This is a genomic window from Variovorax durovernensis (assembly GCF_977011995.1).
Map to the genome: position 1 here is coordinate 693,558 of NZ_CDRNCW010000001.1, position 23,275 is coordinate 716,832.

A 23,275-nucleotide genomic window follows, 5' to 3' on the forward strand; every position below is an offset into this window, starting at 1 on the left:
CCGGCAGAGCCGGTTCCGCGGTATTCCTGAAATGAGCTCCCTCCTGGCACAGCGCTCAGCCGCAGAACCCCTGACGCCCCGCGCGGCATGGGTCATGGTCTTGGCCTTGTGCGCCGGGGTCGCGCTGAGCCAGGCGTTCCGCACGGTCGGCGCCATCATGGCGAGTCCGCTGCAAACCGACTTCAGGCTGTCGGCCCAGGCCCTCGGGATTTTCTCGGGGGCTTTTCATTTTGCGTTCGGCGCGATGCAGCTCTTCATGGGTATCGGCATCGACCTTCACGGCGTGCGGCGCACGGTGCTGGTGGCTTTTCCCATCGCCATCGCGGGCGCGTTGCTGTCGGCGGTGGCGCCGAGCTATCTGGTGCTGGTGGCAGGGCAGGCGCTGATCGGCGTGGGCTGCGCGCCGGCTTTCCTCGTGTGCACCGTGTTCATCGCGCGGCACTTTCCGGCCGCGCGCTTCGCCACCGTGTCGGGCATGGTGCTGGCCATCGGCGCTCTGGGCATGCTGGCCACCGGCACGCCGCTGGCTTGGCTGGTGCAGGCTTATTCATGGCGCGCGGGGTTCCTGGTGCTGGCCGTGGCGGCCGCGCTGGCCTGGCTCGCCATCTGGTACTGGGTGCACGAGCCGGCCGCGGCCGTGCCGCAGGTGAAGGAATCGATCCCCGAGGCCATCCGCCAGTTCGGCGCGCTGTTCGCGATGCCGCACACGCTGGGCATCGTGGTGCTGGGCGCGGTCACGTATGCGGCCTTCATTTCGCTGCGCGGGCTGTGGCTCGGCCCGCTCATGATGGGGCGCCATGGTTATTCGCTGGTGGAGAGCGGCAACGTCGCTCTGGCGGTGTCGGTGATCTCGCTGTTCGGCGCTCCGCTGTTCGGGCGCCTCGACCGCGACGGCGCCGGGCGCCGCCGCTGGATCGTGATCTGCGGGCTCGGCTATGCGGGGCTCTTCGCGCTCATCGCGGTGCTGCACTCGGCCTGGCTCGACATCGCGGGCATGGTGCTGATCGGCGTGCTCTCGGGCTTCATCGTCTGGCAGTACGCCGACGTGCGCGGTGCCTACCCCGCCGCGCTCACCGGCCGCGCGATGGCCGTGTTCACGATGGCGATGTTCCTCGGCGTGGCGCTCATGCAATGGTGCACCGGCGTCGCCGCCTCGGTGGCCTCTGCGCACGGCGGAGACCCGCTGACAGCCGTGCTGGCGACCATCGCCGTGCTGCTGGTGCTGGGCATCGCGGCCTTCGCGTGGCTGCCTGCGCCCAGAACATCCTCGGCCTGATCAGTGAACACCGCGGAACCGGCTTTGCCGGGCCGCAGGTGTTGCCCCCGGCAGGGGGTGGCGAAGCGACACGAAGTGCGCGCAGCCTGGGGGCGAGCCCGGTTCAGATTTTGAAGGCGCGCTGTATGTCGGCCCGCACCAGGTCGGCGTACTCGCGGTGCTTGCGGATGTAGCCCGCGATGAACTGGCACACCGGAATCACGTGCAGCCCCTTGGCGCGGGCCTCGTCGAGCACATGCCTCGCGATGCCGGAGCCCACGCCCTTGCCTTCGTGCTCGGGCAGCACTTCGGTGTGGGTGAACATGATCGCGTCGGTCAGCAGGTTGTATTCGGCATAGGCCGCGAGCTTGCCGTCGAGCGCGGCCTCGTAGCGGTGCTGCACTTCGTTGTTCGAGAAGACGAGGGCGATGGTGTTGTCGGTCATGGTTGGCGTGCGAGGTAGGTTGCGAGATTGGCGGCTGCGGTGGCGCGCACCTTCTTGCGCAGCATCGGCGTCCAGCCCAGCAGGAGGCCCGGCGCGCCGAGCGCCTGGCGCGACCAGGTCCAGAACGGAAAGCTGTCGTGGTGCGTGGCGATCAGGCCTTCGGGCGTGAAGGTGAAGCGCGCGTCGACGCTGTTGTCGACGATGCGGCCGGTGGCGCTGAAGCGGTAGTGCGCGTCCCAGTGGGCGCTGCCGGTGCGCTCGTCGGCCTGCACGTCGCGCCAGGTCAGGCGCCACACGTCGGCGCCCTTGGCCTGCGTGGCGCTTGCCAGCATGCGCCACATGCCGCCCACCTGGCGCCGCCCGCGCAGCGAGAAGGCCTCGTCGTCGAATTCGGCATCGGGCGCGTAGCAGGCCTCCATGGTTGGCGCGTCGAGCTTGGCGAATGCGCTGTAGAAGCGCTCGATGGTCTGGGCGTTGGTCACTGCGGTCATGGGGTCTCCTGGTGTGTCCGGTCGCGTCTTATCGGGCCGAGAGCAGCTCGACCAGCGTTTGCAGCGCGTAATGCACCGTGGCCGCGCGCACCGTGGCGCGGTCGCCATCGAAGCGGCGTCGCTCGGTGCGCACCTGGCCGTCGACCGACCAGCCGAACCACACCGTGCCCACCGGCTTGTCGGGCGTGCCGCCGGTCGGGCCCGCCACGCCGGTCACGGCCAGCGCCACGCGCGACGGTACCGAGTGGGCGATGGCGCCCACGGCCATGGCACGCGCCACCGGCTCGCTGACCGCGCCGTTGGCGGCGATCAGCGCCGCGTCCACGCCCAGGATCTCGGTCTTGGCTTCGTTCGAATACGTGATGAAGCCGCGCTCGAACCATGCGCTGGAGCCTGCAAGCTCGGTGCAGGCCGCGCCGATCAGCCCGCCCGTGCAGCTCTCGGCGGTGGCCAGCATCCAGCCCTTTTTCTGCAGCAGGCCGGCCGCGGCCACGACCAGCGCGGGCGTGTCGAAGTCCGCGAGCGTTGTCGTCGCAGCCGTTGTAGTTGTCGTCGTGGTCGAAGAAGAGTCCATCGCTTTCACCATGCTTACCAGGCGCGCCACAGCGCAATGACCAGCAGCGTGCAAAAGGCCGCCACCAGGTCGTCGAGGATGATGCCGAAGCCCGCGCGCCACCAGCGCACCTGTGCCGCATCGCGCTGCTTGAACAGCGCATCGGCCCAGGCCACCGGGCCGGGCTTGGCGGCGTCGAAATAGCGGAACAGCGCGAAGGCCACGGCCTGCGCCAGCAGCCCGGCCGGCGTCACCAGCCAGAGCACGATCCAGAAGGCGACCACCTCGTCCCACACCACGGCGCCGGGGTCGGCCACGTTCATGTCCCGCGCGGTCACGGTGCAGGCCCACCAGCCCACCGGCAGCGACGCCAGGATGATCCAGCCGATGGTCGCGGGCGTGAACCACAACTGCATCACCGCGAAGGCCACCCATGCCCACAGCGTGCCCACGGTGCCGGGCGCGAAGCGCGGCAGGCCCGAGCCGAAGCCCAGCGCGATGAAGTGCGCGGGGTGGGAGAGCATGAAGCGCAGCGTGGCGCGGCGCATGGAGGGCAGGGGCATGGCGCCGGACGGGGAGGCGTTGAAGGAAGATGAGGAGGAAGAAGAAGCGGCTTGCATCAGGGGCAGGAGTGTCGCGCATCTGCGCCGCGGCCTGTTCGAGGGCCTGTGCACCGGCTATTTTATTTATCAAAGCAATAGCTTGTTTAATTGGGGTGTGCGGCCTACCATCCAGGCTTCTTCCAGTCCTTCGCATCCTTGTCATGTCTTCTTCTTCCGCCGCCCTGCGGCCCGCGCAACCCACTGCCGGATGGGGTGAACTCTTCAGCGGCCGCAACGGCTGGCGCGCGCTCGCGCTGACCGGCGGTGTCGCGCTGCATGCCATCAACGTCCACATCGTGACCACCGTGCTGCCATCGGTGGTGCGCGAGATCGGCGGGCTCGACTGGTACGCCTGGAGCACCACGCTCTTCGTGGTCGGCTCGATCCTGGGCGCCACGCTGTCGGTGCGGCTGCTGGCGGTACTCGGCCCGCGCGGTGCATGCCTGGCGGCGCTGGCGGTGTTCAGCGCCGGCTCCATCGGCTGCGCACTGGCGCCGGCCATGCCGTGGATGCTCGCGGGCCGCACGGTGCAGGGGCTCGGCGGCGGGTTGCTCGCGGCGCTGAGCTACGGGCTGATCCAGCTGGTGTTCGAGCAGCGGCTGTGGCCGCGCGCGGTGGCGCTGGTGTCGGGCATGTGGGGCGTCGCCACGCTCTGCGGGCCGGCCGTGGGCGGGCTGTTCGCGCAGGCCGGGCACTGGCGCTGGGCCTTCTGGTTCCTGCTGCCGGTAGCGGCCGCGCAGGCCGTGCTGGTGCTGGTGCAACTACGCCCCTCGGCCGGCGTGACGCACACGCGGCCCGCCACCATGCCGCGCGTGCCGGCGCCGCAGATCGGGCTGCTCGCCGCCTCGGTTCTGGTGATCGCGGCCAGCGGATTGCTGTCCGACCTGCTCTGGCAGGCCGTCGGCGTGGCACTGGGCCTGGCCATCGGCTTTGTCGCCACGCGCATCGACCGCAGCGCCGCGGTGCGGGTGCTGCCGAGCGGCGCCTACTCCATGCGCGCGCCGCTCGGTGCCATCTATGCAAGCGTGGCGCTGCTGCTGATCGGCACCACCACCGAAATCTTCGTGCCTTATTTCCTGCAGCTGCTGCACGGCCACACGCCGCTTGCGGCGGGCTACCTCACGGCGGCGATGGCCGGCGGCTGGAGCGCGGGCTCGCTGCTGTCTTCCGGCCGCAGCGGCTCGGGGGCCGACCGCATGCTGCGCGCCGGGCCGGTGATCTGCACGCTGGGGCTGGTGGCGCTGGCATGGCTGCTGCCGTCGCCGGGCATGTTCGGCGCAAGCCTGGAGACGCTGGTGGTCGCGGTCGCGCTGGCGGCCGTGGGGCTCGGCGTGGGCATCGGCTGGCCGCACTTGCTGACGCGCGTGATGTCGCTGGCGCCCAAGGGCGAGGAAGGCCTGGCCTCTGCCTCGATCACCACGGTGCAGCTCTACGGCATGGCCGTGGGCGCGGCGGTGGCGGGCCTGGTGGCGAATGCGGCGGGGCTCACCACGCCCGGCGGCGTGGAAGGCGCGCGCTCGGCGGCGGTCTGGCTGTTCGCGAGCTTCGCCCTCGCTCCGGCGCTGGCCGTGTGGCTGGCCTGGCGCGCGGTGGCCGCCAGGCGCGGCTGGTAAAGAAGCTGGTTCAGGCGACCACGCCTTCCCAGGCCAGGGCCCGCCGGCGCGAGAGTATCCGGCGCCCCTCGCCGCGCAGCGTGCCCACCAGGTCGTACACCTCGGCCGGCAGGTGCGCGCCGCGCCAGGCCACATGCTGGTCGGCGCGGCACAGCACCAGGCGGTGGGTGTAGACGCTGGGCACTTCTTCGGTCTCGATGTCCAGCACGGTGAGCGGCATGCTGTAGGCGGCCGCGGCACGCTCCAGCGGACGCACATCGACGCTGCGGTCGAAGCGCAGCATCGTGTAGCCCGGCCCGAAGGCGTCGTACAGCGAGCGGCCGTCTGCCAGCCAGAAGTGCGGCGCGCGGCAGCCCGGCACGGTGGAGGGTGTGAACGCGCCCATCGAATAGTCCGGCGCCGTGTGCTCGCCGTCCGCGACGATGATCGGCGAGCCGCTGTAGAAGTAGCCGAAGTTCAGCCCGGCACAGCAGAACTGCTGCACGTTCAGCTCGTAGGCCTCGTTCCCGATCTCGGCGCGCAGCGCGTCGCCCGCGGGGCCCGGTTCCTCGATGTTCGGCGGCACCGCGCGGCGCGCGCGGATCATCTTCTGCGCGTGGTCCATCGCGAAGCGCGACACCTGCTCGGTGATCGGCAGGCGCTCGGCCTCGTAGGCGTCGAGCATGGCCTCGTCGCCCCAGCCCTGCAGCACCGCGCCCAGCAGCCACGAGAGGTTCAGCGCGTCGGCAATGCCGGCGTTCATGCCGTAGCCCGCATACGGCACCCACAGGTGGGCCGCGTCGCCGGCCAGGAACACTCGGCCTTCGCGGAAGCGGTTGGCCACCAGGCGGCGGCCGACCCAGTCTTCCTTGCTGATGATCTCGTACTCGAAGTCGGGCCCCACGCCGAGGATGGCGCGCAGCGACGCATCGCGGTCGACCGAATCGAACTCGGGTTCCTCGGCGTTCAGGTGGTTGTGCACCAGCCAGGTCTCGCGGCCGTCTATGGCGAACATCGTGCCGCAGCGGCGCGGGTTCATCGCGTAGTAAGACCACGCCGGCTTGCCGGGCAGCATGGCGCGCAGTTGCGGCGCGCGGATGAAGGTCGACTGCACGCGCTGGATCACGGCCGTGCCCTCGAGCCTGGCGCCGATCTGCTTGCGCACGCCGGAAGCACCGCCGTCGCAGCCCACCATGTAGCGGCAGCGGATGGTGCGGGTGACGCCGCTGTCCATGTCGGTGGCGATCGCCGTCACGCCGTCGTCGTCCTGCGTGAAGCCCGCGAACTGCGTGCGGTTCAGCAGTTGCACGCCCGGCAGCGCCGCCGTGTGCTTCAGCAGGATGGGCTCCAGGTAGATCTGGTTGATGCGGTGAGGCGGCTCGGGCGTGGGCCACCAGCCGTCGGGGCCCGCGGTGTCGGTGTAGCGGTCGCGCCGGCACGGGATCGCAATGCGCGTGAGCTCGGTGCCCGTCACGGTGGTGCGGAACACCACGTCGTTGGGGTAGTCGGCCGGCAACCCTGCATCGCGCAGCTTCTGCGCCACGCCCAGGCGGCGGAACTGCTCCATCGTGCGCGAGGCCACGTGGTTGCACTTCACGTTCGGCGGCTCGGCGAAGCGGCGGGTCTCGCAGATGATCACGGAGACGCCGCGCGAGGCGAGGTCCATGGCCAGCGTGAGCCCCACGGGGCCCGCGCCGACGATCATCACGTCGGCTGTCAGTGCGGCTGCGGTGTTGTCTGTCATGTTCACGGCAAAAAGAAGAGCGTGTCAGTCGAGCCGTATGTGGGCGGCCTGGATCACCTTGGCCCACTTCTTCGTCTCGGATTGGATGTACGCCTCGAAGGCCTCGCTCGAGGCCGGCGCGGGCTCGGCGCCCAGGTTGCGAATCGAGGCCTTGATCTGCTCGTCGCCCAGGGCGGCGTTGATCTCGGCGTTGAGCCGCGTCACGATGGGCGCGGGCGTGCCGGCCGGCGCCACCACGCCGAACCAGCCGGTCGAGTCGTAGCCGGGCAGCCCGGCCTCGGCCACCGTGGGTACGTCGGGCAGCATCGGCACGCGCTGCGCGCTGGTCACCGCGAAGGCGACCAGCTTGCCCGCCTTGATCTGCTGCAGCGAAGCCGGCAGGTCGACCAGCGCGAGCGGAATCTGCCCCGCGATGGCATCGAGCGCCGCCGGGCCCGAGCCGCGGTAGGGCACCTCGACCAGCTTCACGTCGGCCATCTGCGCGAACAGCGCGGCCGACAGGTGCATGGCCGTGCCGTTGCCGCCGTGCCCGATCGACAGCGTGCCCGGCTTGGCCCTGGCCAGCGCGATCAGCTCGCGCAGCGTGCGCGCCGGTGTGGAAGGGTGTCCCACGATCACGAAAGGCGTGGCCGCGACCATGGCCACCGGCTTGAAGTCCTTGACCGGGTCGAAGGGCATCTGCGGATAGAGGCTCACGTTGGCGGCCAGCGCGCCGGCCGCGCCCAGGCCCAGCGTGTAGCCGTCGGCCGGCGCCTTGGCCACCAGCGACAGGCCGACGTTGCCGCCCGCGCCGGGGCGGTTGTCGACCACCACCGGCTGGCCCAGCTTCTCGTTCAGGCGCGGCACCAGCATGCGTATCACCGCGTCGGCGCTGCCGCCTGGCGGAAAGGTCACGACCATGCGGATCGGCTTGTTGGGAAAGTCACCGGTGGCAGACGGCGCCTGCGCCTGCGCGAGGGCCGCACCGCCCAGCAGGGAGCAGGCGGCGGTCAGCATCAACTGCCGACGAAGCGCTCCGGACCCGCGGGTGATGGATGCTGGCATCGAGATTCCTTGGGTGCGATGGTGGTCGTCACGAATTGAACGATGGCAGGATTCATTCGTAAATCAAGAAATTTCGAATCAAATATCATCTTTGCTGATGAATGCGAACTTCAGTCCTACGATCCGCCAGCTGCGCGCATTTCTCGCGGTTTACCAGCTGCGCAAGCTCAGCACGGCGGCGCAGCGGCTGTTCGTGACTCAGTCGGCGGTGAGCATGCTGATCCGCCAACTCGAGGACGGGCTGGACACCCGCCTGTTCGATCGCACCACCCGTTCGCTCAAGCCGACCGCCGCGGCCGAGCAGATGATGGTCACCGTCGAGCGCATCCTGCGCGACGTCGATTCGCTCTCGGCCGACTTCCGCGAGCTGGCCACGCTGGAGCGCGGCCGCGTCACGCTGGCCATCACGCCCACGCTCGCCGGCTTCCTGCTGCCCGACGCGATCCGCGCGTTCGCCGAGCAGCATCCGGGCGTGCGCGTGCTGGTGAACGACTGCGCGCCCGACCAGTTCATCTCGCGCATCATCGGCGAGCATGTGGACTTCGGTATTGGTACGCCAGAGCGCCCCGGCGCCGAGGTCGAAGTGCAGCGCCTGATGCGCGACCACCTGGCACTGGTGTGCCGCAACGACCATCCGCTGGCCAAGGCCCGCGTGGTGCGCTGGAACGACCTGGGCCGGCACCCCGTCATCACGGTGCGGTCGGGCTACGGCGTACGCCCGCTGATCGAGGGCACCGCGGCCGAAGCGGGCGTGACGCTCGACGTGGTGAACGAGGTGTCGTTCCTGTCGACCGCGATCTGGATGACTGCTGCGGGCATGGGCGCGTCGATCATGCCCTCGGCCTTCGCGCGCGCGCAGTCCGATCCGTCGCTGGTCATCAAGATGCTCAGCGCGCCGCGTGTGTCCCGCGACATTTCCATCGTTACCAAGCGCGGCCACTCGCTCTCGGCTGCGGCGCGCGCCTTCATCGAGGCATTGAAGCGCTCGCTGTAGCTATTGTTCGAAGCAGGCGCTAGACGAAATGATCGAAGGAGCCGAAGCGCTGCGGCACCGGCGCGCCGGCCGCGTCGACGATGCGCAGGCCCGCTTCGGGCTCGATGCGGCCGATGCGCGTCACGGGCGTCGCGCTGTCGAGGCCGGCCTGCTCGACCGCCGCGCGCGCTGAAGGCGGCGCGGTGAAGACCAGTTCGTAGTCGTCGCCGCCCGAGAGCGCGCAGGTGCGCAGGATGGCGGTGCCCAGGCCCGGCACCTCGGCGGCGATCAGCCCGGTGGCCGCATCGGCGTCCAGCGTGGCGCCCACCTTGCTCGACGCGAGGATGTGGCCCAGGTCGCCGATCAGCCCGTCGCTCACGTCCACCGCCGAAGACGCGATGCCGCGCAGCGCCTGCCCCAGCGCCACGCGCGGCGTGGGCTGCTCCATGCGCGCGCGCGCCGATTCGAAAGCCTCGGCCGACAGCGACACCGTGCCGCGGAACACTTCGAGTGCCAGGCGCGCGTCGCCCAGCGTGCCGCTGACCCAGATGTCGTCGCCCGCGCGCGCGCCGGAGCGCAGCAGCGCCGCGCCGGCCGGCACTTCGCCGAACACCGTGATGCAGATGTTGAGCGGGCCGCGCGTTGTGTCGCCGCCCACCAGCTCGCAGCCGTGCGCGTCGGCCAGCGCGAACAGGCCGCGCGAGAAGCCTTCGAGCCAGGGTTCGTCGACGCCGGGCAGCGCCAGCGCCAGCGTGAAGGCCAGCGGCTTCGCGCCGCAGGCGGCCAGGTCGCTGAGGTTCACCGCCAGCGCCTTGTGGCCGAGCCGTGCCGGATCGACGGTGGAGAGAAAGTGCCGGCCTTCGACCAGCATGTCGGAGGACACCGCGAGCTGCATGCCCGCCGCGGGCGCGAGCAAGGCGCAGTCGTCGCCCACGCCCAGCGGAGAGCGCGTGGCGGGGCGCTTGAAGTAGCGTGTGATCAGGTCGAATTCACCCATGAGGCGAGCATAAGGGGTGCGCAGGCGGTGGTCCTCGTTGTGGACTCCGATGGCGGGCGGCATCGGCGTGGTGCTGTGGGAAGCCATCCGGCGCGGAGCCGGTCCAAATGAAACAATATGTATGCTGTAATCGCCCCCGAGAGCAGGAGCAACATCAAGCGCCAGAGGCGCGGGGGCGCCAATGGACGCATTCGAAGGACGCCGTGATCCGGTGCTGCTGGAGGACCTGACGAGCAGGCGCAGCGAGGGATCGGCGGTGGAAGAAGTCGGTTTCGTGCGGCGCGAGCGCCGCGGCGAGGAGCGCGCAGGCCGCATGCTGTGGGTGACCGCAGTCGTGCTGGGCGCGGCACTCGTCGCCGCTTCCCTGGTCTTTCATCTGGCCGAAAACGCGGCTTGGCCGTACGTGGTGGGCGCGGCCTTCGGGGCCCTGCTGCTGCCGATGCTGGCTGTCGGCATCGCCTCCCTTTGGGGGGATGGGCCGAACCAGCGAAAGGGCGTCAAGACTTTCATCGGCAGTTGCATCGTGCTGCTCGTCGCGTCGGCCGCGACCAATCTCACGGAGCGCGGCTACGCGCAGCACTGGCTCAACAAGGACCGGATGTCCGCCGAGGACTTCAGGGCGCAGGCCGAGCGCTGTGCCCGGCTGCGGGACCTGAACTGCCAGGAGATCAACTGGCGCGATGTCGTCCGCCTGCGGCCGGATGACTCGCTGGCCGCGGCCCGCCTGGGCATCGTCCTGAACCAGCGCGGAAAGCACGAGGAGGCCGTTGTGCAGTTCAAGCGTTCGCTCGAACTCGGCGCGGGTGCATACGACCTCTTCGCCTATCTTGCGGACAGCCATGAAAAGCTCGGGCAACTGCCGCAGGCCATCGAATGGTCATACAAGGCGCTGTCCGTGGTGCCGACACTGGTGGACGTGCGCGGACGGTTGGCCGGCTTGCTGGTTCGGTCGCAGCGGCCCTACGAAGCGCTGTCGCTCCTGCAGGGCTACGACAGCCAGCTCGAGGCCCGCGGCCAGCAGCCTCAGTTCGTCGCGCAGCGAATTTCCGTCGAGACCGCCATCGCCCAGACCGCCCAGCAGGACGCGGAGCGCATGTCGATCCGACTGCCGCTTTATGCGGGGCATTTCTTTGCGCCGGTCGCGATCGGCGCGGGGAAGCCCCGGCCTTTCATGGTCGACACGGGCGCGAGTCTCACGAGCCTGGGCGAATCGCTGCTGCGTGATTCACAGGCCAAGTACCGGGTCCTGGACTCCGCAGTCAAGATGACCACGGCCGATGGCCGCAAGGTGGTGGCGAAGGCCATCGTGCTCGACACGATGAAGGTCGGGCCCTTCGAGCTGACGAACGTGCCGGCCGTGGTTTGCGCGGACTGTATTTCGTTGCTGGGCCAGGCCAGCCTCTCGAAGTTCGACATGCAGTCGAACCGGGTGCAGGGCGTCGACTTCCTTTTGCTTTCGCCGCGCGACCCGCCGCGCGCCCGCTGAACCTCGCAATCACGACAACGCGCAAGCGCAACCCAATGACGCCTCAACAAATCGTCGGTCTCGCATCACGGCTCTTCGCCATCTGGATGGCGGTCAGCGCCGTCCAGGCCTTCGCCATCGCGATGGCCCTCAAGGCCGGCAGCAACAACCCGGACGCCGTGTGGACGCCGTACTTCATCGGAGGTCTCTATCTCCTGGTCGGCGTGCTGTGCTGGCTGTTTCCGATGAGCATCGCACATCGGCTGGTTCCGCGAACGAAGTTCGACGACGTGCTGAAGCTCCCCGCGCGGCAGGCCATGGTGGTGGCATGCGTGGTACTCGGCCTGCTGGTGATCGCATTCAAGGCGGTAGCGCCTGTGGCGGGGTATCTCTCGGTCTGCGCCTTGTGGATTGCCAGCGGCCAGACGCTTTGGTCGCTGGATGCAGTGCGCCACATCGACGGATGGATCGGCCTTGCGCAGCTGGCGCTGGGTGTGCTGCTGATCGTCAAGGCGCACGCCTTCTCCGTATGGCTTCTTCCATCGGAAGAGAAGATGCACACGGCACCGGTCGACGCCGGCTGACCGCACCCGCAGCCGGAACCAGTCGGCTCAGGCCTCGCCCCGGAACCTCAGCGCCGCCTGCCGCACCACCTCCGCCAGCAGCCGCTCTTTCCCCTGCTTCTCGCGCAGCCACCGCGCGTCGTTGCGGTTGGCTTCCACGCTGGTGCGCAGTTCGCCCAGTGCCTGCGTGGCGTTGAGCGCCTCGCTGTGCCACTCAAGCTGCGTCATCGTCATCAGGATGTGGTCTCGCAGCGGCATGTGCTGGCCGCTGGCGGGGTCGACGTACACCGCGTCCAGGCCGAAGCGGCAGGCCTGGAAGCGGTTGTAGGTGTAGACGAGGTAGTCGTCTTCCGTCGGCTCGAAGGGCTGCTCCTGCAGGAACCACGCGGCCAATGACTGCACGTAGCCCGCGAGCGCGGCGGCGCGCTCCACCGTGAGCGGCGTGTCGAACACGCGGATCTCGATGGTGCCGAACTCGGGCTTGGGGCGGATGTCCCAGTAGAAGTCTTTCATGCTGCGCACGACGCCGGTGCGGGTCATGCGCTCGAAATACGCCTCGAACTCCTTCCAGCTCAGCGTGAAGGGCGCACGGCCCGACAGCGGAAACGCGAACACCGAGTTCAGCCGCGCCGAGTCGAACTGCGTGTCCTGCCCCTGCACGAAGGGCGAAGACGCCGACAGCGCGATGAAGTGCGGGATGTAGCGCGACATGCGGTGCAGCATCAGCAACGCCGCGTCGGCGTCGGGGCAGCCGATATGCACGTGCTGGCCGAAGATGGTGAACTGCTTGCTCAGGTAGCCGTACAGCTCCGACAGCTCGCGAAAGCGCGGCTTGTCGTAGATGCGCCGCTCGTGCCACTGCTGGAAGGCGTGCGTGCCGCCGCCCACCACCGCGATGTTGAGCTTGTCGGCATTGCGGATCAGCGCCTCGCGAATCGGCGAAAGCTGCGTGATCACGTCTTGCGCCGAATGGCAGATGTCGGTCGAGATCTCGATCATGCTCGAGGTCATCTCGGGCACCACGCTGCCGGGCAGCGGCGTCTGCGCCATCAGCCGCAGCATGTCTTCGGCGTACGGCGCGAGGTCGTAGTCGTGCGTGTTCACGAGCTGCAGCTCCAGCTCCACGCCGAGCGACAGCGCCTCCGACTTGTTGAAGGGCTCCAGCTTGACCATGCGGCTCTCGGGGTCCGAGGGCAGCGGGGCGGAGCGCACGTCGTCGCTGTCCGGATCGATGGGGGTGGCTGCGTTGTTGCCGATGCTCATCGCTGCGTGTCCTCGGTGGTGCTGAAGGCCTGGGGCGCCCAGGGCACCGAACTCTCCCCGACCGCATGGATGGCCACGGTGGCGAGCACCGCGCCCACCACTTCCATCAGCAGGATCGAAGGCAGGGCCACCTGCGTGATCATGGTGCCCAGCAGGGGCGAGGCGGTGGCGAAATTGGAGGCGATGAGCAGCGCGATCGACGACAGCGGCGACATCGCGCAGCCGACCCAGAAGGCCTGCTTCCAGCTTGCGCCGCTGCCGGGGTTGGCGATGGCCACGCCGGCGATCTTGGTCAGCAGGCGCACGCCGATCACGGCCAGCACCACGCTGGCCACCGGCAGGGTCCAGTCGGCCTGCGCGGCCACGATCGACACCAGCACGAACATCAGCATGGTCAGCAGCGATGCCGCCGTGCCGAGCTGGCGCTGCCAGGCCCAGGGCTTGGGATTGAGCGTCTTGAGCAGCACGCCGCCGATCAGCGCGGCCAGCGGCGCCGAGCCGCCGATGTGCGCGGTGAGCGCGGCGCCTGCCGCGATGATCGCCAGCAGCAGGATCGACGTGTTCTCGCTGGTCGGGCTCATCACCCGCAGCGCCGAGCGCAGCGCCAGCGCCATGATGCCGCCCACCACGAACGACAGGCCCAGCACCACGGCCACCGGATAGAGCTGCTGCAGCACCGTTTGCGGCGCGCGCTCGATCAGCCCGGCCTGCGCATAGCCCAGCGCCAGCGCGTAGAAGGTGTTGAGCGTGGCCAGCGTCATGGCGCGTTCGGTCACCGGGCCGGCGGCGCGGGTGTCGATGATCACGCGGCTGAGCACCGCCGGCGAGGCCACGATGGCCATCAGCGCGATCGGGTTGGCCACCGGCTCGGGCAGGCCCAGCAGCGTCAATACCCAGTACACGCCGAAGTAGGTGAGCGTGGCTTCGAGCAGGCTCTGCACCAGCACCATCGGGTTGTGCCGGAACCAGCGCAGCGGCAGCCGGCCGCCGGCCTCGAACAGCACCACGGCCGCGCCCAGCTCCAGCAAAAAGAGGCTGATCCCGCGCAGCGGCCAGATCGCGCCCTCGAAGCCGGCAAAGCCGACCACTGCCCCCACCAGCGAGTAGCCGATCACCTTGGGCAGGCCCAGGTAGCGCTGCACCAGATGTCCGGAAGCCGCGGCCGCAGCCAGCAGCAGCGACCACAGCACGGTGGGCAGGCCGGCCGAGGGGCGTACCCATTCGGACCAGAAGCCCAGCAGGTCGTTGAAGAAGCTCGTCAGATTCATGCAGGTAGGAAGAAGCTCACCGGCCGGCTGCGCCAGCGCGCCCAGATCGCGCTGCGGATGCGCGCGCGGTCATTCAGGCTCACGCTGTGCGCGCGCAGCGCCAGCCGGAAAGCGAAGTAGAAACTCACGCTCACATTGAGCGCGCCGATCACGGGAATGGCCGCCACCGCCCACCACAGCGCGGGTTGCTGCAGCACCGACAGCCCGGTGGACGCCGCGGCCGCGGCAATCTGCCCGGCCGACAGTGTCACGTGGCGCACATCCAGCCCGAGCCCGAAGAAACCCGCGAACGCGGGCAGCAGTCCGAGCATGAGTCCCAGCGAAATGTTGGAGGCGAAGCCTGAGATGTGCGTGCGCATGAAGTCGGCCCAGCGGCGAGCCCGTGCGGCACCCAGAAAAGCGCCGATGCGAGGGTTGTAACGCATGGCGGAGTCCAGTCTGTGCAGGACAAAGGCGTTTTCTGTCCATCCGGCGATGATGCTTGCCGAAAACAGCAGGATGCCGGTGAATGCCGCATAAAGCGCGGTCGGGCCGGCCAGCGACAGCGAATTCAGCGTGGCCGCCGCATGCGCCGCGTCGAGCAGCGGCCGGCCCGTCGCCAGCTGGATCAGCAGCGCCACCGCCGCCATCGCCGGCACCACCACCAGCACGTTGCCCAGCACCGCCGCCACCTGGGAGCGCACCAGGTTGGCCACCTCGTCGACGAAGCTGTCGACCGCCTCGTCCGACTTGATGTCGCGCACCCGCGCCGCCAGCGCCGGCGCGGTCATCGCGGGCTGCTTGGTGGCCAGCGTCAGGTGCAGCAGCTGGATGGCGACGAAGCTCGCCGCATACATCAGGCCCGCAGCCAGGCCGCTCCAGAAGGCCGAGAGGCCCAGCGCATAGATGCCGAACTTCAGCAGCACCGTGATGGAAGTGAGCGCGCCGCCGCCCGCGGCCTTCTTCACCATCTGCGCGTAGCTGGCGCGGTCGCGGGTGATGTAGTGCTCGCCGGTCTCGGCGCTGCGCTCGGTCACCTTGGCGGCCAGCATCGACGAGTTGGACGCGATCAGCGCGCGGATGCTGTTGCGCTCGCCGCCCGCCAGCACCAGCCGGCCGATCAGCCGCGCCACGCTGGGCGCGGGGCTGGGCGACATCAGGCAGTCGAGCAGCTCGCGGATGCGCAGCACGCGCTCGCGCAACTGGCGCAGCCGGAACACCAGGCCCACCGAGATGCCGTTGTCCTCCAGGTGCGTGTACACCGAAGAGGTCACGGCGCGGCAGGCGTCGAGCCGGTCGCGAAAGACCACGAAGGCCGCCTGCAGCGCGGCGTCGTCGCGCGGCTGCGCGAACATCTGCTCGCGCAGTCCGTCGAGGTCGGCCATCAACGCGTGGAACGGGCGGGCCGCGACGAGCTCGGGACTCATGCGCAGCCGCAGTTCGGGCGAAAAGCCGGTGGCCACCACCTGGCTGGCGCAGTAGGTCACGGCGTCCATCACCGTGTGGCGCCAGCGCGGCGCGCCGTCGTCGTCGATGGCCGCGTCGGCCAGCAGCGCGCCGATGCGCGCGAGCTGCGTCTCGTCGAGCAGTGAGATCCAGCCGGCGTCGAACACGCCGGGCAGCACCATGCGGAACAGGTCCGACGCGTCGGTGGTCTCTGGCGTGCCGGGCAGGATCTTGCGGCGCAGCCGTTCGCCCAGCTCGCTGGCGAAGGCGGTGCGCGGCGCGAAGCCGTAGTCGGCCAGCAGCGTGGTCAGGTCGACCGACTGCGTGAATGCGCGCCACCAGGCGCGCAGCCGCTCGCGCAGCTCCGGCCGCGCCTCGATGGCGTCGAGCAGCAGCTGGACGCGGCCCATGGCCGCCTGCGGCGAGGCGCGGTCACCGCGCAGCCAGTCGAAGATGTTGATGAGCCAGATGTGGCGCTGCGCCACATCGGCCGTCGGGTCGAGGCCGGCAAGCAGCCCCTGCAAGTCGCGCGATGCGGCAGCCATGTCGGGGGGCGGGGAGAGAAAAAGGAGAAGAGGGTGGCGCCGTGCTCAGTGCAGGACACGGGAGACGGGTGCACCGCCGATGTCGGCTTCCAGCACGAACATGGGAATGGGAACGTCGAAACGCTCGCCTTCCTCGGTCACCACGAAAAAGCTGCCGTGCATCGTGCCGCTGGGTGCCTGCAGGCGGCAGCCGCTGGTGTAACGGAAAGATTCGCCGGGTGCCAGCAGCGGCTGCTGGCCGATCACGCCGAGGCCCTTGACCTCCTGCGCATGGCCCGAGGCATCGTTGATCAGCCAATGGCGCGCGATCAGCTGGGCGGCCACAGAACCCGTGTTCGTGACCGTCACCGTATAGGAAAAGGTGTAGATGTTGTCCTTGGCGGACGACTGGTCGGCCAGGAAGCGCGGTTCGACCTGTACGCTGAAGGGGCTGAGTGACATGGGGCGCATGGTAACGGAGGCCTTTGGTCGGACTTCCGGCGGCTGCGAGAATCAGGGGTTATGAGCACCCCGTTCCGCATCGCGCCCTCCATCCTGTCCGCCGACTTCGCGCACCTCGGCAAAGAACTGACCGACGTGATCGCGGCCGGCGCCGACTGGATCCATTTCGACGTGATGGACAACCACTACGTGCCGAACCTGACCTTCGGCCCGATGATCTGCCAGGCGCTCAAGCCCTACGCCAAGACCGCCGACGGCACCCCGGTGCCGATCGACGTGCACCTCATGATCCAGCCGGTCGACGCGCTGGCCGCCTCCTTCGCGCAAGCGGGCGCAGACTACATCAGCTTCCACCCCGACGCGTCGCCGCACGTGCACCGCAGCATCCAGGCCATCAAGGCGGCGGGCTGCAAGGCCGGGCTGGTGTTCAACCCGGGCCTGGGCCTGGAAGCGCTCGACTGGGCCATCGACGACATCGACCTGATCCTCATCATGAGCGTGAACCCCGGCTTCGGCGGCCAGAGCTTCATCGACTCGGCCCTGCGCAAGATCGAGATGGCGCGCAAGCGCATCGAGCAGAGCGGCCGCGACATCCGACTCGAGGTGGACGGCGGCATCAAGGTGGACAACATCGCGCGCGTGGCCTCCGCCGGCGCCGACACCTTCGTGGCGGGAAGCGCGATCTTCAACGCCAAGGACTACGGCGCCGTCATCGGCGACATGCGCAAGCAGCTGGCCGGCGTGGTCAGCGCTTGAGCTTCCCGTCCTTGTAGACGCGGTTGGCCTCCAGGCCCTGGTCGGTATCGACGAGGCCACGCTCCACGTCTTCATGGGCCTGGCGGCCCACTTCGGTCGGGCGGCCGTCCGGCGTCTGCTGGCTGTCGGACGACTGGTCGCGCTCATGCGGCAGTCGCGGCGACGATTCGCCTTCTTGCGCCACCTTGGTCTTGCCGCCGTCCGCGCTCTTCTTGGGCGCGGCCGGCTGGGCCTTGCTGTTCTTGTTCATGTGGGCTCCTTCACTTCGATGAAGTCCGAGCCTGGGCCGTGGCCGCCGCCGCTCCGGTAGGACACGCAAGGCAGCCCCTGTAGGCGGACATGGGAGGCCGTGGTGCTATGGAATGAATAGCGCCTTTGCGCACAGGGAAGGGGCTCCGCAATAATCCCCGGATGTCCTCCGATCCATTCGACGGCGCAGCCACCGACAGCCTGCGCATCCATTCCTTCGCCTCGCTGAATCCCGGGCCCCGCCTGCTCGTGCTGGGCGGCGTGCATGGCGACGAAGTCTCCGGCACGCTGGGCATCGAGCGCATCCTGGCCGAATTCGAGGACGGCACGCTGCGGCTGCAGCGCGGCGAACTCACCCTGGTGCCGGTCGCCAATCCGCTCGCGCGCCGGCGCCTGCAGCGCGAAGGCGAGCGCAACCTCAACCGCCTGTTCCGCCCCACCGAGGCGCCGGCCGACTACGAAGCCCGCGTGACCAACGTGCTGGCCCCGCTGATCGCGCGCCACGAAGTGCTGCTCGACCTGCACTCCTTCCAGAGCGAGGGCGAGGCCTTCGCCATGATCGGCCCGCGCGACAACACCGGCTCGCTGGAGCCCTTTGCCCGCTCCTTCGAGGAAGGCCAGCTCGCGCTGCACATCGGCACGCCCATCGTGGTGGAAGGCTGGCTCGACATCTACGCCGCCGGCCTCGCGCAGCGCGCGGGCGGCACCCCGGCCGACGAGGCCGCGCTCGACTTCGGCCGCGGCACCAACGAATACATCCGCAGCCGCGGCGGCTACGGCGTCACGCTCGAATGCGGCCAGCACCTGGACCCGCAGGCGCCCGAGGTGGCCTGGCGCGCCATCCGCCGCACGCTCGCGCTGCTGGGCATGGCCGCGCTGCCGCCGGGTCTGTCGGCCGGCCCGGCGAAGCCGCCCAGGCTGCTGCGGCTGGCCAGCGTGACCGACCGCCTGCACGAGGACGACAGCTTCGTGCGCGACTGGGCCACCTTCGACGAAGTGGCGCGCGGCGAACCCATCGGCATGCGCCACGACGGCACGCTGCTCAGCGCGCCCGAAGACGGCTTCATCGTCTTCCCCAACGCGCTCGCGCTGCCCGGCACCGAGTGGTTCTACTTCGCACGCCCCAGCGAGCGCCAGCTGGGCCCCCTGGCCGGCGCGGCCTGACGGCGGCTGGGGCCGCGCTCCTACACCGCCCGCGCACCCGGGCGGCGCACATTCCAAGCCTGAAGGAGTGTGCCCATGCCCGTCTCTAAAAAAGCCCCCGCGCCGCGCGTCCTGTGGAAGGGCGCCATCAGCTTCGGCCTCGTCCACATTCCGGTCGCGCTGTATTCGGCCACCACCGACCACGGCATCGATTTCGACTGGCTCGACAAGCGCACCATGGACCCGGTCGGCTACAAGCGCATCAACAAGAAGACCGGCAAGGAAATCGCGCGCGAGCAGATCGTCAAGGGCATCGAGTACGAGGACGGCGAGTACGTCGTGCTCAGCGACAAGGAAATTGCCGACGCCTACCCCAAGACCACGCAGACCATCGAGATAGAGACCTTCGTGCCGGCCGACGGCATTCCCTTCGTCTACCTCGAGCGGCCCTACTACGTGGCGCCCATCAACCGCGGCGCCAAGGTCTACGCGCTGTTGCGCGAGACCCTTCAGCGCAGCGGCCGCGTGGGCGTGGCGCGCGTCGTCATCCAGACCAAGCAGCACCTTGCCGTGCTGGTGCCCTCGGGTCCCGGCCTCGTGCTGAACCTGCTGCGCTGGGGCGCCGACATCCGACCCTGGGCCGACCTGCCGCTGCCTTCCGAAGACGTGAAGAAGGCGGGCCTGAGCGAGCGCGAACTGAAGATGGCCAAGGAACTGGTCGACGACATGAGCACCGACTGGGACCCCGGCGAGTTCAAGGACGAGTTCAAGGACGAGATCCTGCGGCTGGTCGACAAGAAGGTGAAGGCCGGCCAGACCGAGACCGTGACGAAGCCGGAGCCCGAGGAATCGCAGTCCACCGAGGGGCGCGGCGCGAAGATCATCGACCTGACCGAACTGCTGCAGCGCAGCCTGCGCGGCAAGGGCGCAAAGACGGCCAAGGCGGCAGCCGACGAAGAGGACGACGAGGAAGAAGAAGCACCGCCGCCCAAGGCCGCCGCGAAGAAGCGCAAGCCGGCCGCCAAGGCCGCGCGCAAGGCGCCGGTGCGCCACCGCCGCGCGGCCTGATCGACGGAGCACGGCGGCCATGGGCACGACCGCATCGACAGCGCGCAAGGCTCTGGCGCGCTATCACGGCAAGCGCGACTTCTCGCGCACGCCCGAGCCCAAGGCCGGCGGTCAGGCGGGCAAGGGCGTGCTGTCTTTCGTGATCCAGAAGCACCACGCGAGCCATCTGCACTACGACTTCAGGCTCGAGCTCGACGGCACGCTCAAGAGCTGGGCCGTGCCGAAGGGGCCGTGCCTTGACCCGACCGTGAAGCGCATGGCGGTGCACGTCGAAGACCATCCGATTTCCTATGCCGGCTTCGAAGGCACCATCCCGCCGAAGCAGTACGGCGCGGGCAGCGTCATCGTCTGGGACCGTGGCGACTGGCTGCCCGAGGGCGACGCGCGCAAGTCGCTCGCGGCCGGCAAGCTCAAGTTCGAGCTGCGCGGCGAGAAGCTGCACGGCCACTGGACGCTGGTGCGCATGCACGGCAAGGGCGATGAGTCGCACGAGCCCTGGCTGCTCATCAAGGAGCGCGACGCCGAGGCGCGTCCGCTCGCCGACTACGACGTGCTCGAAGCGCAGCCGGCGAGCGTGCTGAGCGGGCGCGGCGTGGACGAGGTGGTGCAGCCAGCGAAGAAGACACTGGCCAAGGCGCCTGCAAAGGCAAGCGCAAAGACAGCGAAGAAGGCGGTGAAGAAGGCGGTGAAGAAGGCAGCGCTTCCCGCCAGCTTGCAGCCCCAGCTCGCCACCCTCGCGGCGTCGCCACCCGCATCGCCCGGCGACTGGCTCTACGAGCTGAAATTCGACGGCTACCGCCTGCTCGCGCGTATCGACAAGGGCAAGGTCCGCTGCTTCACCCGCAACGGCCACGACTGGACCGCGAAGCTGCCCGCGCTCGCCGAGGCGCTCGCGAAGCTGCCCACCGGCGCGGCATGGCTCGACGGCGAGATCACCGTGGAAGGAAAGAACGGCGCGCCCGACTTCCAGGCGCTGCAGAACGCCTTCGACAGCGGCACGACATCGGCCATCGTCTATTGGCTGTTCGACGCGCCCTTTCTCGACGGCGAAGACCTGCGCGACATGCCGGTCGAGGAACGCCGCGCGCGGCTCGCAAAGCTGCTCGGCAAGAAACCACCCGCGCCGCTGCGCCTGAGCGAGGCCTTCGACGCCGCGCCGGACGATCTGCTCGCGTCGTCCGCGCGCATCGGCTTCGAGGGCATCGTCGGCAAGCGCAAGGGCTCGCCTTACGTGTCGCGCCGTTCGCCCGACTGGATCAAGCTCAAGAACCAGCAGCGCCAGGAGTTCGTGATCGGTGGCTACACCGCACCCAAGGGCACGCGTGCCGGCTTCGGCGCCCTCCTGCTGGGCGTGCACGACGAGGCCACCGGCCGGCTGCGCTACTGCGGAAACGTCGGCACCGGCTTCGACGCGAGGCGCCTGGCCGACATCAAGGCCAGGCTCGACAAGCTGGCGACCGACGACTGCCCGTTCTCGCCCCAGCCGCGCGGCGTCAAGGCACAGTGGGTCAAGCCCACGCTCGTGGCCGAGGTCTCGTTCGGCGAGTGGACGCGCGAAGACCGTGTGCGGCACGCCGTGTTCCAGGGCCTGCGCGCCGACAAGCCCGCGCGCGATATCCGCCGTGAGCAGCCGGAGGAAAGAAAGAGCACCCCCATGGCCCAGAAGATTACCCACGCCGACCGCGTGATCGACAAGCACAGCGGCATCACCAAGGGCCAGCTCGCGGCCTACTACGACAGCGTGGCCACGCTCATGCTGCCGCACCTGCGCGGACGGCCGGTGTCGCTGGTGCGCGCGCCCGAGGGCGTGGGCGGCGAGCTGTTCTTCCAGAAGCATCTGCAGAACAGCGAGATCCCCGGCGTGCGCCTGCTCGATCCCGCGCTCGATCCCGGCCACGAGCCGCTGCTGCAGATCGACACCAAGACCGGGCTGCTAGGCGCGGCGCAGATGAACGTGATCGAGCTGCACACCTGGAACGCCACCTCGCGCGCCATCGGCAAGCCCGACCGCATGACCTTCGACCTCGACCCCGGCGAAGGCGTCGCCTGGCCGCAGATCCAGGAGGCGGCCATTCTGGTGCGCACCTTGCTCGACGAACTGGGGCTGCCTTCGTTCCTGAAGACCAGCGGTGGCAAGGGGCTGCACGTGGTGGTGCCCCTGCGCCGGCAGTACGACTGGGACATGGTCAAGGGCTTCTCGCAGGCGGTGGTGGCGCACCTGGCCGAGACCATTCCGTCGCGCTTCGTGGCCAAGAGCGGGCCGCGCAACCGGGTGGGCAAGGTGTTTGTCGACTACCTGCGCAACGGCTTCGGCGCCACCACGGTGAGCGCGTGGTCGGCGCGCTCGCGGCCGGGGCTCGGAGTGTCGGTGCCGGTGGCGTGGGACGAGTTGCCCGCGCTCACGGCCGCCGACCAATGGAAGGTCGGCAACGCGGCCGAACGCTTCGCGACGGGCAACAAGCCGTGGGCTGCGATGGAGCGCAGCCGCAAGGGGCTGGCGGCTGCGATGAAGCTGCTGGGCTACAGCGGCAAGTAGCGCCCAGCGAAGGAAGACTAGCGCGCTACAGCACTTCTTCCGTCGTCACATCGAAGCGCTCCAGCGTGTTCGCACCGAACACCATCGTGATGGGCACGTCCGCCGCGTCGCGACCGCGTGCGATCACCACGCGCCCGATGCGCGGCGTGTTGTGCCGCGCATCGAAGGTGTGCCAGCGGTTGCCCAGGTACACCTCGAACCAGGCGCTGAAGTCCATCGGGTAGCGAACCGGCGGAATGCCGATGTCGCCGAGGTAGCCCGTCACGTAGCGCGCGGGAATGTTCATGCATCGGCACAGCGTGATCGCCAGGTGTGCGAAGTCGCGGCACACGCCCGTGCGTTCGCGGTAGCCCTCCAGCGCGGTGCGGGTGGCGCGCGCGTTCTGGTAGTCGAAGCGCAGGTGCCGGTGCACGAAGTCGCAGATCGCCTGCACGCGCGCCCAGCCGGGCGTCACGCTCGAGAAGTTGGCCCATGCGAATGCCAGCAGTTCGCTGTCGACCTCGCAGTAGCGGCTGGGCAGCACAAAGGGCAGCGTCTCCACGGGCAGGTCGGCCGTTGCGTGCTCCACCGCACCAAAGTCGACGGCATCCGGCCAGCCGGTGTCGTACACCGTCGCATGGTTGCGCAGCCGCACCCTGCTCACGCCGAAGGGCACATGCACCCGCGCGCACTGGTTGCCGAAGCTGTCGGTGTAGTGGTCCGTCACCAGTGGCGGGCTGATGGTGATGTGCTCGCCGTCCTGCAAGTCGCCGGCGCGCGACGGATGCACCTGCAGCATGTAGATCAATGCCGTGGGGGCAGTGACGCCGAGCTCGATGTCGAAACCGATCCTGATCTGCATGGAGTTCTTTCTTCCC

At 69.2% G+C, this 23,275-nt stretch carries 23 protein-coding genes; 10 read left to right on the plus strand and 13 right to left on the minus strand.

Annotated features, from left to right (window positions below; all coding sequences use genetic code 11):
- The first annotated feature begins 94 nt into the window (after positions 1-94).
- Entirely contained in the window at positions 95-1,276 is a 1,182-nt protein-coding gene (locus ACWV14_RS03200; protein WP_454905995.1) for an MFS transporter, read from the plus strand.
- 103 nt (positions 1,277-1,379) lie between these two features.
- Here the strand turns inward: ACWV14_RS03200 and ACWV14_RS03205 are convergent, their stop codons facing one another.
- Genes ACWV14_RS03205 through ACWV14_RS03220 form a run of 4 tightly spaced genes read right to left on the minus strand, consistent with a single transcriptional unit; the run spans position 1,380 to position 3,307 of the window.
- Positions 1,380-1,700: a GNAT family N-acetyltransferase gene (locus tag ACWV14_RS03205; protein ID WP_454902574.1), complete on the minus strand. Its 321-nt coding sequence runs from the start codon at positions 1,698-1,700 to the stop codon at positions 1,380-1,382.
- Positions 1,697-2,191, minus strand: coding sequence for a nuclear transport factor 2 family protein (locus ACWV14_RS03210; RefSeq protein ID WP_454902575.1), 495 nt, complete (start codon positions 2,189-2,191; stop codon positions 1,697-1,699). Before ACWV14_RS03210 ends, ACWV14_RS03205 begins: the two co-directional genes overlap by 4 nt.
- 28 nt (positions 2,192-2,219) lie before the next feature.
- On the minus strand, positions 2,220-2,765 hold the full coding sequence (locus ACWV14_RS03215) for a CinA family protein (RefSeq protein ID WP_454902576.1): 546 nt from the start codon (positions 2,763-2,765) through the stop codon (positions 2,220-2,222).
- 14 nt (positions 2,766-2,779) lie between these two features.
- Complete coding sequence (locus tag ACWV14_RS03220) at positions 2,780-3,307, minus strand: phosphatidylglycerophosphatase A family protein (RefSeq protein WP_422088552.1); 528 nt, start codon at positions 3,305-3,307, stop codon at positions 2,780-2,782.
- On the opposite strand from ACWV14_RS03220, the gene ACWV14_RS03225 reads away from it, so the two are divergent.
- Positions 3,306-3,563, plus strand: a complete 258-nt coding sequence (locus ACWV14_RS03225) for a hypothetical protein (RefSeq protein WP_454902577.1) — start codon at positions 3,306-3,308, stop codon at positions 3,561-3,563. The two genes, ACWV14_RS03220 and ACWV14_RS03225, sit on opposite strands and share 2 nt — an antisense overlap.
- Entirely contained in the window at positions 3,508-4,959 is a 1,452-nt protein-coding gene (locus ACWV14_RS03230) for an MFS transporter (protein ID WP_454902578.1), read from the plus strand. The genes ACWV14_RS03225 and ACWV14_RS03230 overlap by 56 nt, the downstream gene beginning before the upstream one ends.
- 10 nt (positions 4,960-4,969) lie before the next feature.
- Here ACWV14_RS03230 and ACWV14_RS03235 read toward each other — a convergent pair whose 3' ends face one another.
- Both ACWV14_RS03235 and ACWV14_RS03240 read right to left on the minus strand, forming a co-directional pair.
- Complete coding sequence (locus tag ACWV14_RS03235; RefSeq protein ID WP_454902579.1) at positions 4,970-6,682, minus strand: FAD-dependent oxidoreductase; 1,713 nt, start codon at positions 6,680-6,682, stop codon at positions 4,970-4,972.
- 24 nt (positions 6,683-6,706) lie between these two features.
- Complete coding sequence (locus tag ACWV14_RS03240) at positions 6,707-7,726, minus strand: Bug family tripartite tricarboxylate transporter substrate binding protein (RefSeq protein WP_454902580.1); 1,020 nt, start codon at positions 7,724-7,726, stop codon at positions 6,707-6,709.
- A gap of 97 nt (positions 7,727-7,823) precedes the next feature.
- Between ACWV14_RS03240 and ACWV14_RS03245 the strand changes: the two genes are divergently transcribed.
- A complete protein-coding gene (locus tag ACWV14_RS03245; protein ID WP_454902581.1) occupies positions 7,824-8,720 on the plus strand; it encodes a LysR family transcriptional regulator in 897 nt (298 codons plus the stop codon).
- Between the two features lie 19 nt (positions 8,721-8,739).
- Here ACWV14_RS03245 and thiL read toward each other — a convergent pair whose 3' ends face one another.
- Positions 8,740-9,696, minus strand: a complete 957-nt coding sequence (gene thiL, locus ACWV14_RS03250; protein ID WP_454905996.1) for a thiamine-phosphate kinase — start codon at positions 9,694-9,696, stop codon at positions 8,740-8,742.
- 181 nt (positions 9,697-9,877) lie between these two features.
- Between thiL and ACWV14_RS03255 the strand changes: the two genes are divergently transcribed.
- Positions 9,878-11,182: an aspartyl protease family protein gene (locus tag ACWV14_RS03255; protein ID WP_454902582.1), complete on the plus strand. Its 1,305-nt coding sequence runs from the start codon at positions 9,878-9,880 to the stop codon at positions 11,180-11,182.
- Positions 11,183-11,217: 35 nt separating this feature from the next.
- The gene (locus ACWV14_RS03260; protein ID WP_454902583.1) at positions 11,218-11,745 is read left to right on the plus strand and encodes a hypothetical protein; all 528 of its coding nucleotides are present in this window, start codon (positions 11,218-11,220) and stop codon (positions 11,743-11,745) included.
- Positions 11,746-11,772: 27 nt separating this feature from the next.
- Here the strand turns inward: ACWV14_RS03260 and ACWV14_RS03265 are convergent, their stop codons facing one another.
- The 4 genes from ACWV14_RS03265 to apaG all read right to left on the minus strand — a co-directional run bounded on the left by ACWV14_RS03265 (position 11,773) and on the right by apaG (position 16,666).
- Positions 11,773-12,897 (minus strand): YbdK family carboxylate-amine ligase, encoded by a 1,125-nt coding sequence (locus ACWV14_RS03265; RefSeq protein WP_454905998.1) that lies wholly within the window; start codon positions 12,895-12,897, stop codon positions 11,773-11,775.
- Positions 12,898-12,983: 86 nt separating this feature from the next.
- Positions 12,984-14,255 carry a cation:proton antiporter gene (locus tag ACWV14_RS03270; RefSeq protein WP_454902584.1) on the minus strand — a complete coding sequence of 424 codons (1,272 nt, stop codon included), beginning with the start codon at positions 14,253-14,255 and terminating at the stop codon, positions 12,984-12,986.
- The gene (locus ACWV14_RS03275) at positions 14,252-16,225 is read right to left on the minus strand and encodes a site-specific recombinase (protein ID WP_454902585.1); all 1,974 of its coding nucleotides are present in this window, start codon (positions 16,223-16,225) and stop codon (positions 14,252-14,254) included. The genes ACWV14_RS03270 and ACWV14_RS03275 overlap by 4 nt, the downstream gene beginning before the upstream one ends.
- 45 nt (positions 16,226-16,270) lie before the next feature.
- Positions 16,271-16,666, minus strand: coding sequence for a Co2+/Mg2+ efflux protein ApaG (gene apaG / locus ACWV14_RS03280; RefSeq protein WP_081267842.1), 396 nt, complete (start codon positions 16,664-16,666; stop codon positions 16,271-16,273).
- A gap of 60 nt (positions 16,667-16,726) precedes the next feature.
- Between apaG and rpe the strand changes: the two genes are divergently transcribed.
- The gene (gene rpe / locus ACWV14_RS03285) at positions 16,727-17,422 is read left to right on the plus strand and encodes a ribulose-phosphate 3-epimerase (protein WP_422088543.1); all 696 of its coding nucleotides are present in this window, start codon (positions 16,727-16,729) and stop codon (positions 17,420-17,422) included.
- On the opposite strand, the gene ACWV14_RS03290 is transcribed toward rpe, so the two are convergent.
- Positions 17,412-17,672, minus strand: a complete 261-nt coding sequence (locus ACWV14_RS03290) for a hypothetical protein (protein ID WP_454902586.1) — start codon at positions 17,670-17,672, stop codon at positions 17,412-17,414. The genes rpe and ACWV14_RS03290 overlap by 11 nt on opposite strands.
- A 161-nt stretch (positions 17,673-17,833) precedes the next feature.
- On the opposite strand from ACWV14_RS03290, the gene ACWV14_RS03295 reads away from it, so the two are divergent.
- The 3 genes from ACWV14_RS03295 to ligD all read left to right on the plus strand — a co-directional run bounded on the left by ACWV14_RS03295 (position 17,834) and on the right by ligD (position 22,418).
- Positions 17,834-18,835 (plus strand): succinylglutamate desuccinylase/aspartoacylase family protein, encoded by a 1,002-nt coding sequence (locus tag ACWV14_RS03295; RefSeq protein ID WP_454902587.1) that lies wholly within the window; start codon positions 17,834-17,836, stop codon positions 18,833-18,835.
- Between the two features lie 75 nt (positions 18,836-18,910).
- Complete coding sequence (gene ku / locus ACWV14_RS03300; RefSeq protein WP_454902588.1) at positions 18,911-19,882, plus strand: non-homologous end joining protein Ku; 972 nt, start codon at positions 18,911-18,913, stop codon at positions 19,880-19,882.
- Between the two features lie 19 nt (positions 19,883-19,901).
- Positions 19,902-22,418, plus strand: a complete 2,517-nt coding sequence (gene ligD, locus ACWV14_RS03305) for a DNA ligase D (RefSeq protein WP_454902589.1) — start codon at positions 19,902-19,904, stop codon at positions 22,416-22,418.
- A 25-nt stretch (positions 22,419-22,443) separates the two neighbouring features.
- On the opposite strand, the gene ACWV14_RS03310 is transcribed toward ligD, so the two are convergent.
- Positions 22,444-23,259: a transglutaminase-like domain-containing protein gene (locus tag ACWV14_RS03310; protein WP_422088538.1), complete on the minus strand. Its 816-nt coding sequence runs from the start codon at positions 23,257-23,259 to the stop codon at positions 22,444-22,446.
- Between the last annotated feature and the right edge of the window lie 16 nt (positions 23,260-23,275).

Bases quoted from the DNA above. Each gene is read 5' to 3' on its own strand.
- ACWV14_RS03245 (WP_454902581.1), top strand. From the start codon at position 7,824: ATGAATGCGAACTTCAGTCCTACGATCCGCCAGCTGCGCGCATTTCTC.
- apaG (WP_081267842.1), bottom strand. From the start codon at position 16,666: ATGTCACTCAGCCCCTTCAGCGTACAGGTCGAACCGCGCTTCCTGGCC.
- ACWV14_RS03255 (WP_454902582.1), top strand. From the start codon at position 9,878: ATGGACGCATTCGAAGGACGCCGTGATCCGGTGCTGCTGGAGGACCTG.
- ACWV14_RS03270 (WP_454902584.1), bottom strand. From the start codon at position 14,255: ATGAATCTGACGAGCTTCTTCAACGACCTGCTGGGCTTCTGGTCCGAA.
- ACWV14_RS03205 (WP_454902574.1), bottom strand. From the start codon at position 1,700: ATGACCGACAACACCATCGCCCTCGTCTTCTCGAACAACGAAGTGCAG.
- rpe (WP_422088543.1), top strand. From the start codon at position 16,727: ATGAGCACCCCGTTCCGCATCGCGCCCTCCATCCTGTCCGCCGACTTC.
- ACWV14_RS03230 (WP_454902578.1), top strand. From the start codon at position 3,508: ATGTCTTCTTCTTCCGCCGCCCTGCGGCCCGCGCAACCCACTGCCGGA.
- ACWV14_RS03235 (WP_454902579.1), bottom strand. From the start codon at position 6,682: ATGACAGACAACACCGCAGCCGCACTGACAGCCGACGTGATGATCGTC.
- thiL (WP_454905996.1), bottom strand. From the start codon at position 9,696: ATGGGTGAATTCGACCTGATCACACGCTACTTCAAGCGCCCCGCCACG.
- ACWV14_RS03215 (WP_454902576.1), bottom strand. From the start codon at position 2,765: ATGGACTCTTCTTCGACCACGACGACAACTACAACGGCTGCGACGACA.
- ku (WP_454902588.1), top strand. From the start codon at position 18,911: ATGCCCGTCTCTAAAAAAGCCCCCGCGCCGCGCGTCCTGTGGAAGGGC.
- ACWV14_RS03210 (WP_454902575.1), bottom strand. From the start codon at position 2,191: ATGACCGCAGTGACCAACGCCCAGACCATCGAGCGCTTCTACAGCGCA.
- ACWV14_RS03260 (WP_454902583.1), top strand. From the start codon at position 11,218: ATGACGCCTCAACAAATCGTCGGTCTCGCATCACGGCTCTTCGCCATC.
- ACWV14_RS03265 (WP_454905998.1), bottom strand. From the start codon at position 12,897: ATGGTCAAGCTGGAGCCCTTCAACAAGTCGGAGGCGCTGTCGCTCGGC.
- ligD (WP_454902589.1), top strand. From the start codon at position 19,902: ATGGGCACGACCGCATCGACAGCGCGCAAGGCTCTGGCGCGCTATCAC.
- ACWV14_RS03220 (WP_422088552.1), bottom strand. From the start codon at position 3,307: ATGCCCCTGCCCTCCATGCGCCGCGCCACGCTGCGCTTCATGCTCTCC.
- ACWV14_RS03240 (WP_454902580.1), bottom strand. From the start codon at position 7,726: ATGCCAGCATCCATCACCCGCGGGTCCGGAGCGCTTCGTCGGCAGTTG.
- ACWV14_RS03275 (WP_454902585.1), bottom strand. From the start codon at position 16,225: ATGGCTGCCGCATCGCGCGACTTGCAGGGGCTGCTTGCCGGCCTCGAC.
- ACWV14_RS03310 (WP_422088538.1), bottom strand. From the start codon at position 23,259: ATGCAGATCAGGATCGGTTTCGACATCGAGCTCGGCGTCACTGCCCCC.
- ACWV14_RS03225 (WP_454902577.1), top strand. From the start codon at position 3,306: ATGGCGCCGGACGGGGAGGCGTTGAAGGAAGATGAGGAGGAAGAAGAA.
- ACWV14_RS03290 (WP_454902586.1), bottom strand. From the start codon at position 17,672: ATGAACAAGAACAGCAAGGCCCAGCCGGCCGCGCCCAAGAAGAGCGCG.
- ACWV14_RS03295 (WP_454902587.1), top strand. From the start codon at position 17,834: ATGTCCTCCGATCCATTCGACGGCGCAGCCACCGACAGCCTGCGCATC.
- ACWV14_RS03200 (WP_454905995.1), top strand. From the start codon at position 95: ATGGTCTTGGCCTTGTGCGCCGGGGTCGCGCTGAGCCAGGCGTTCCGC.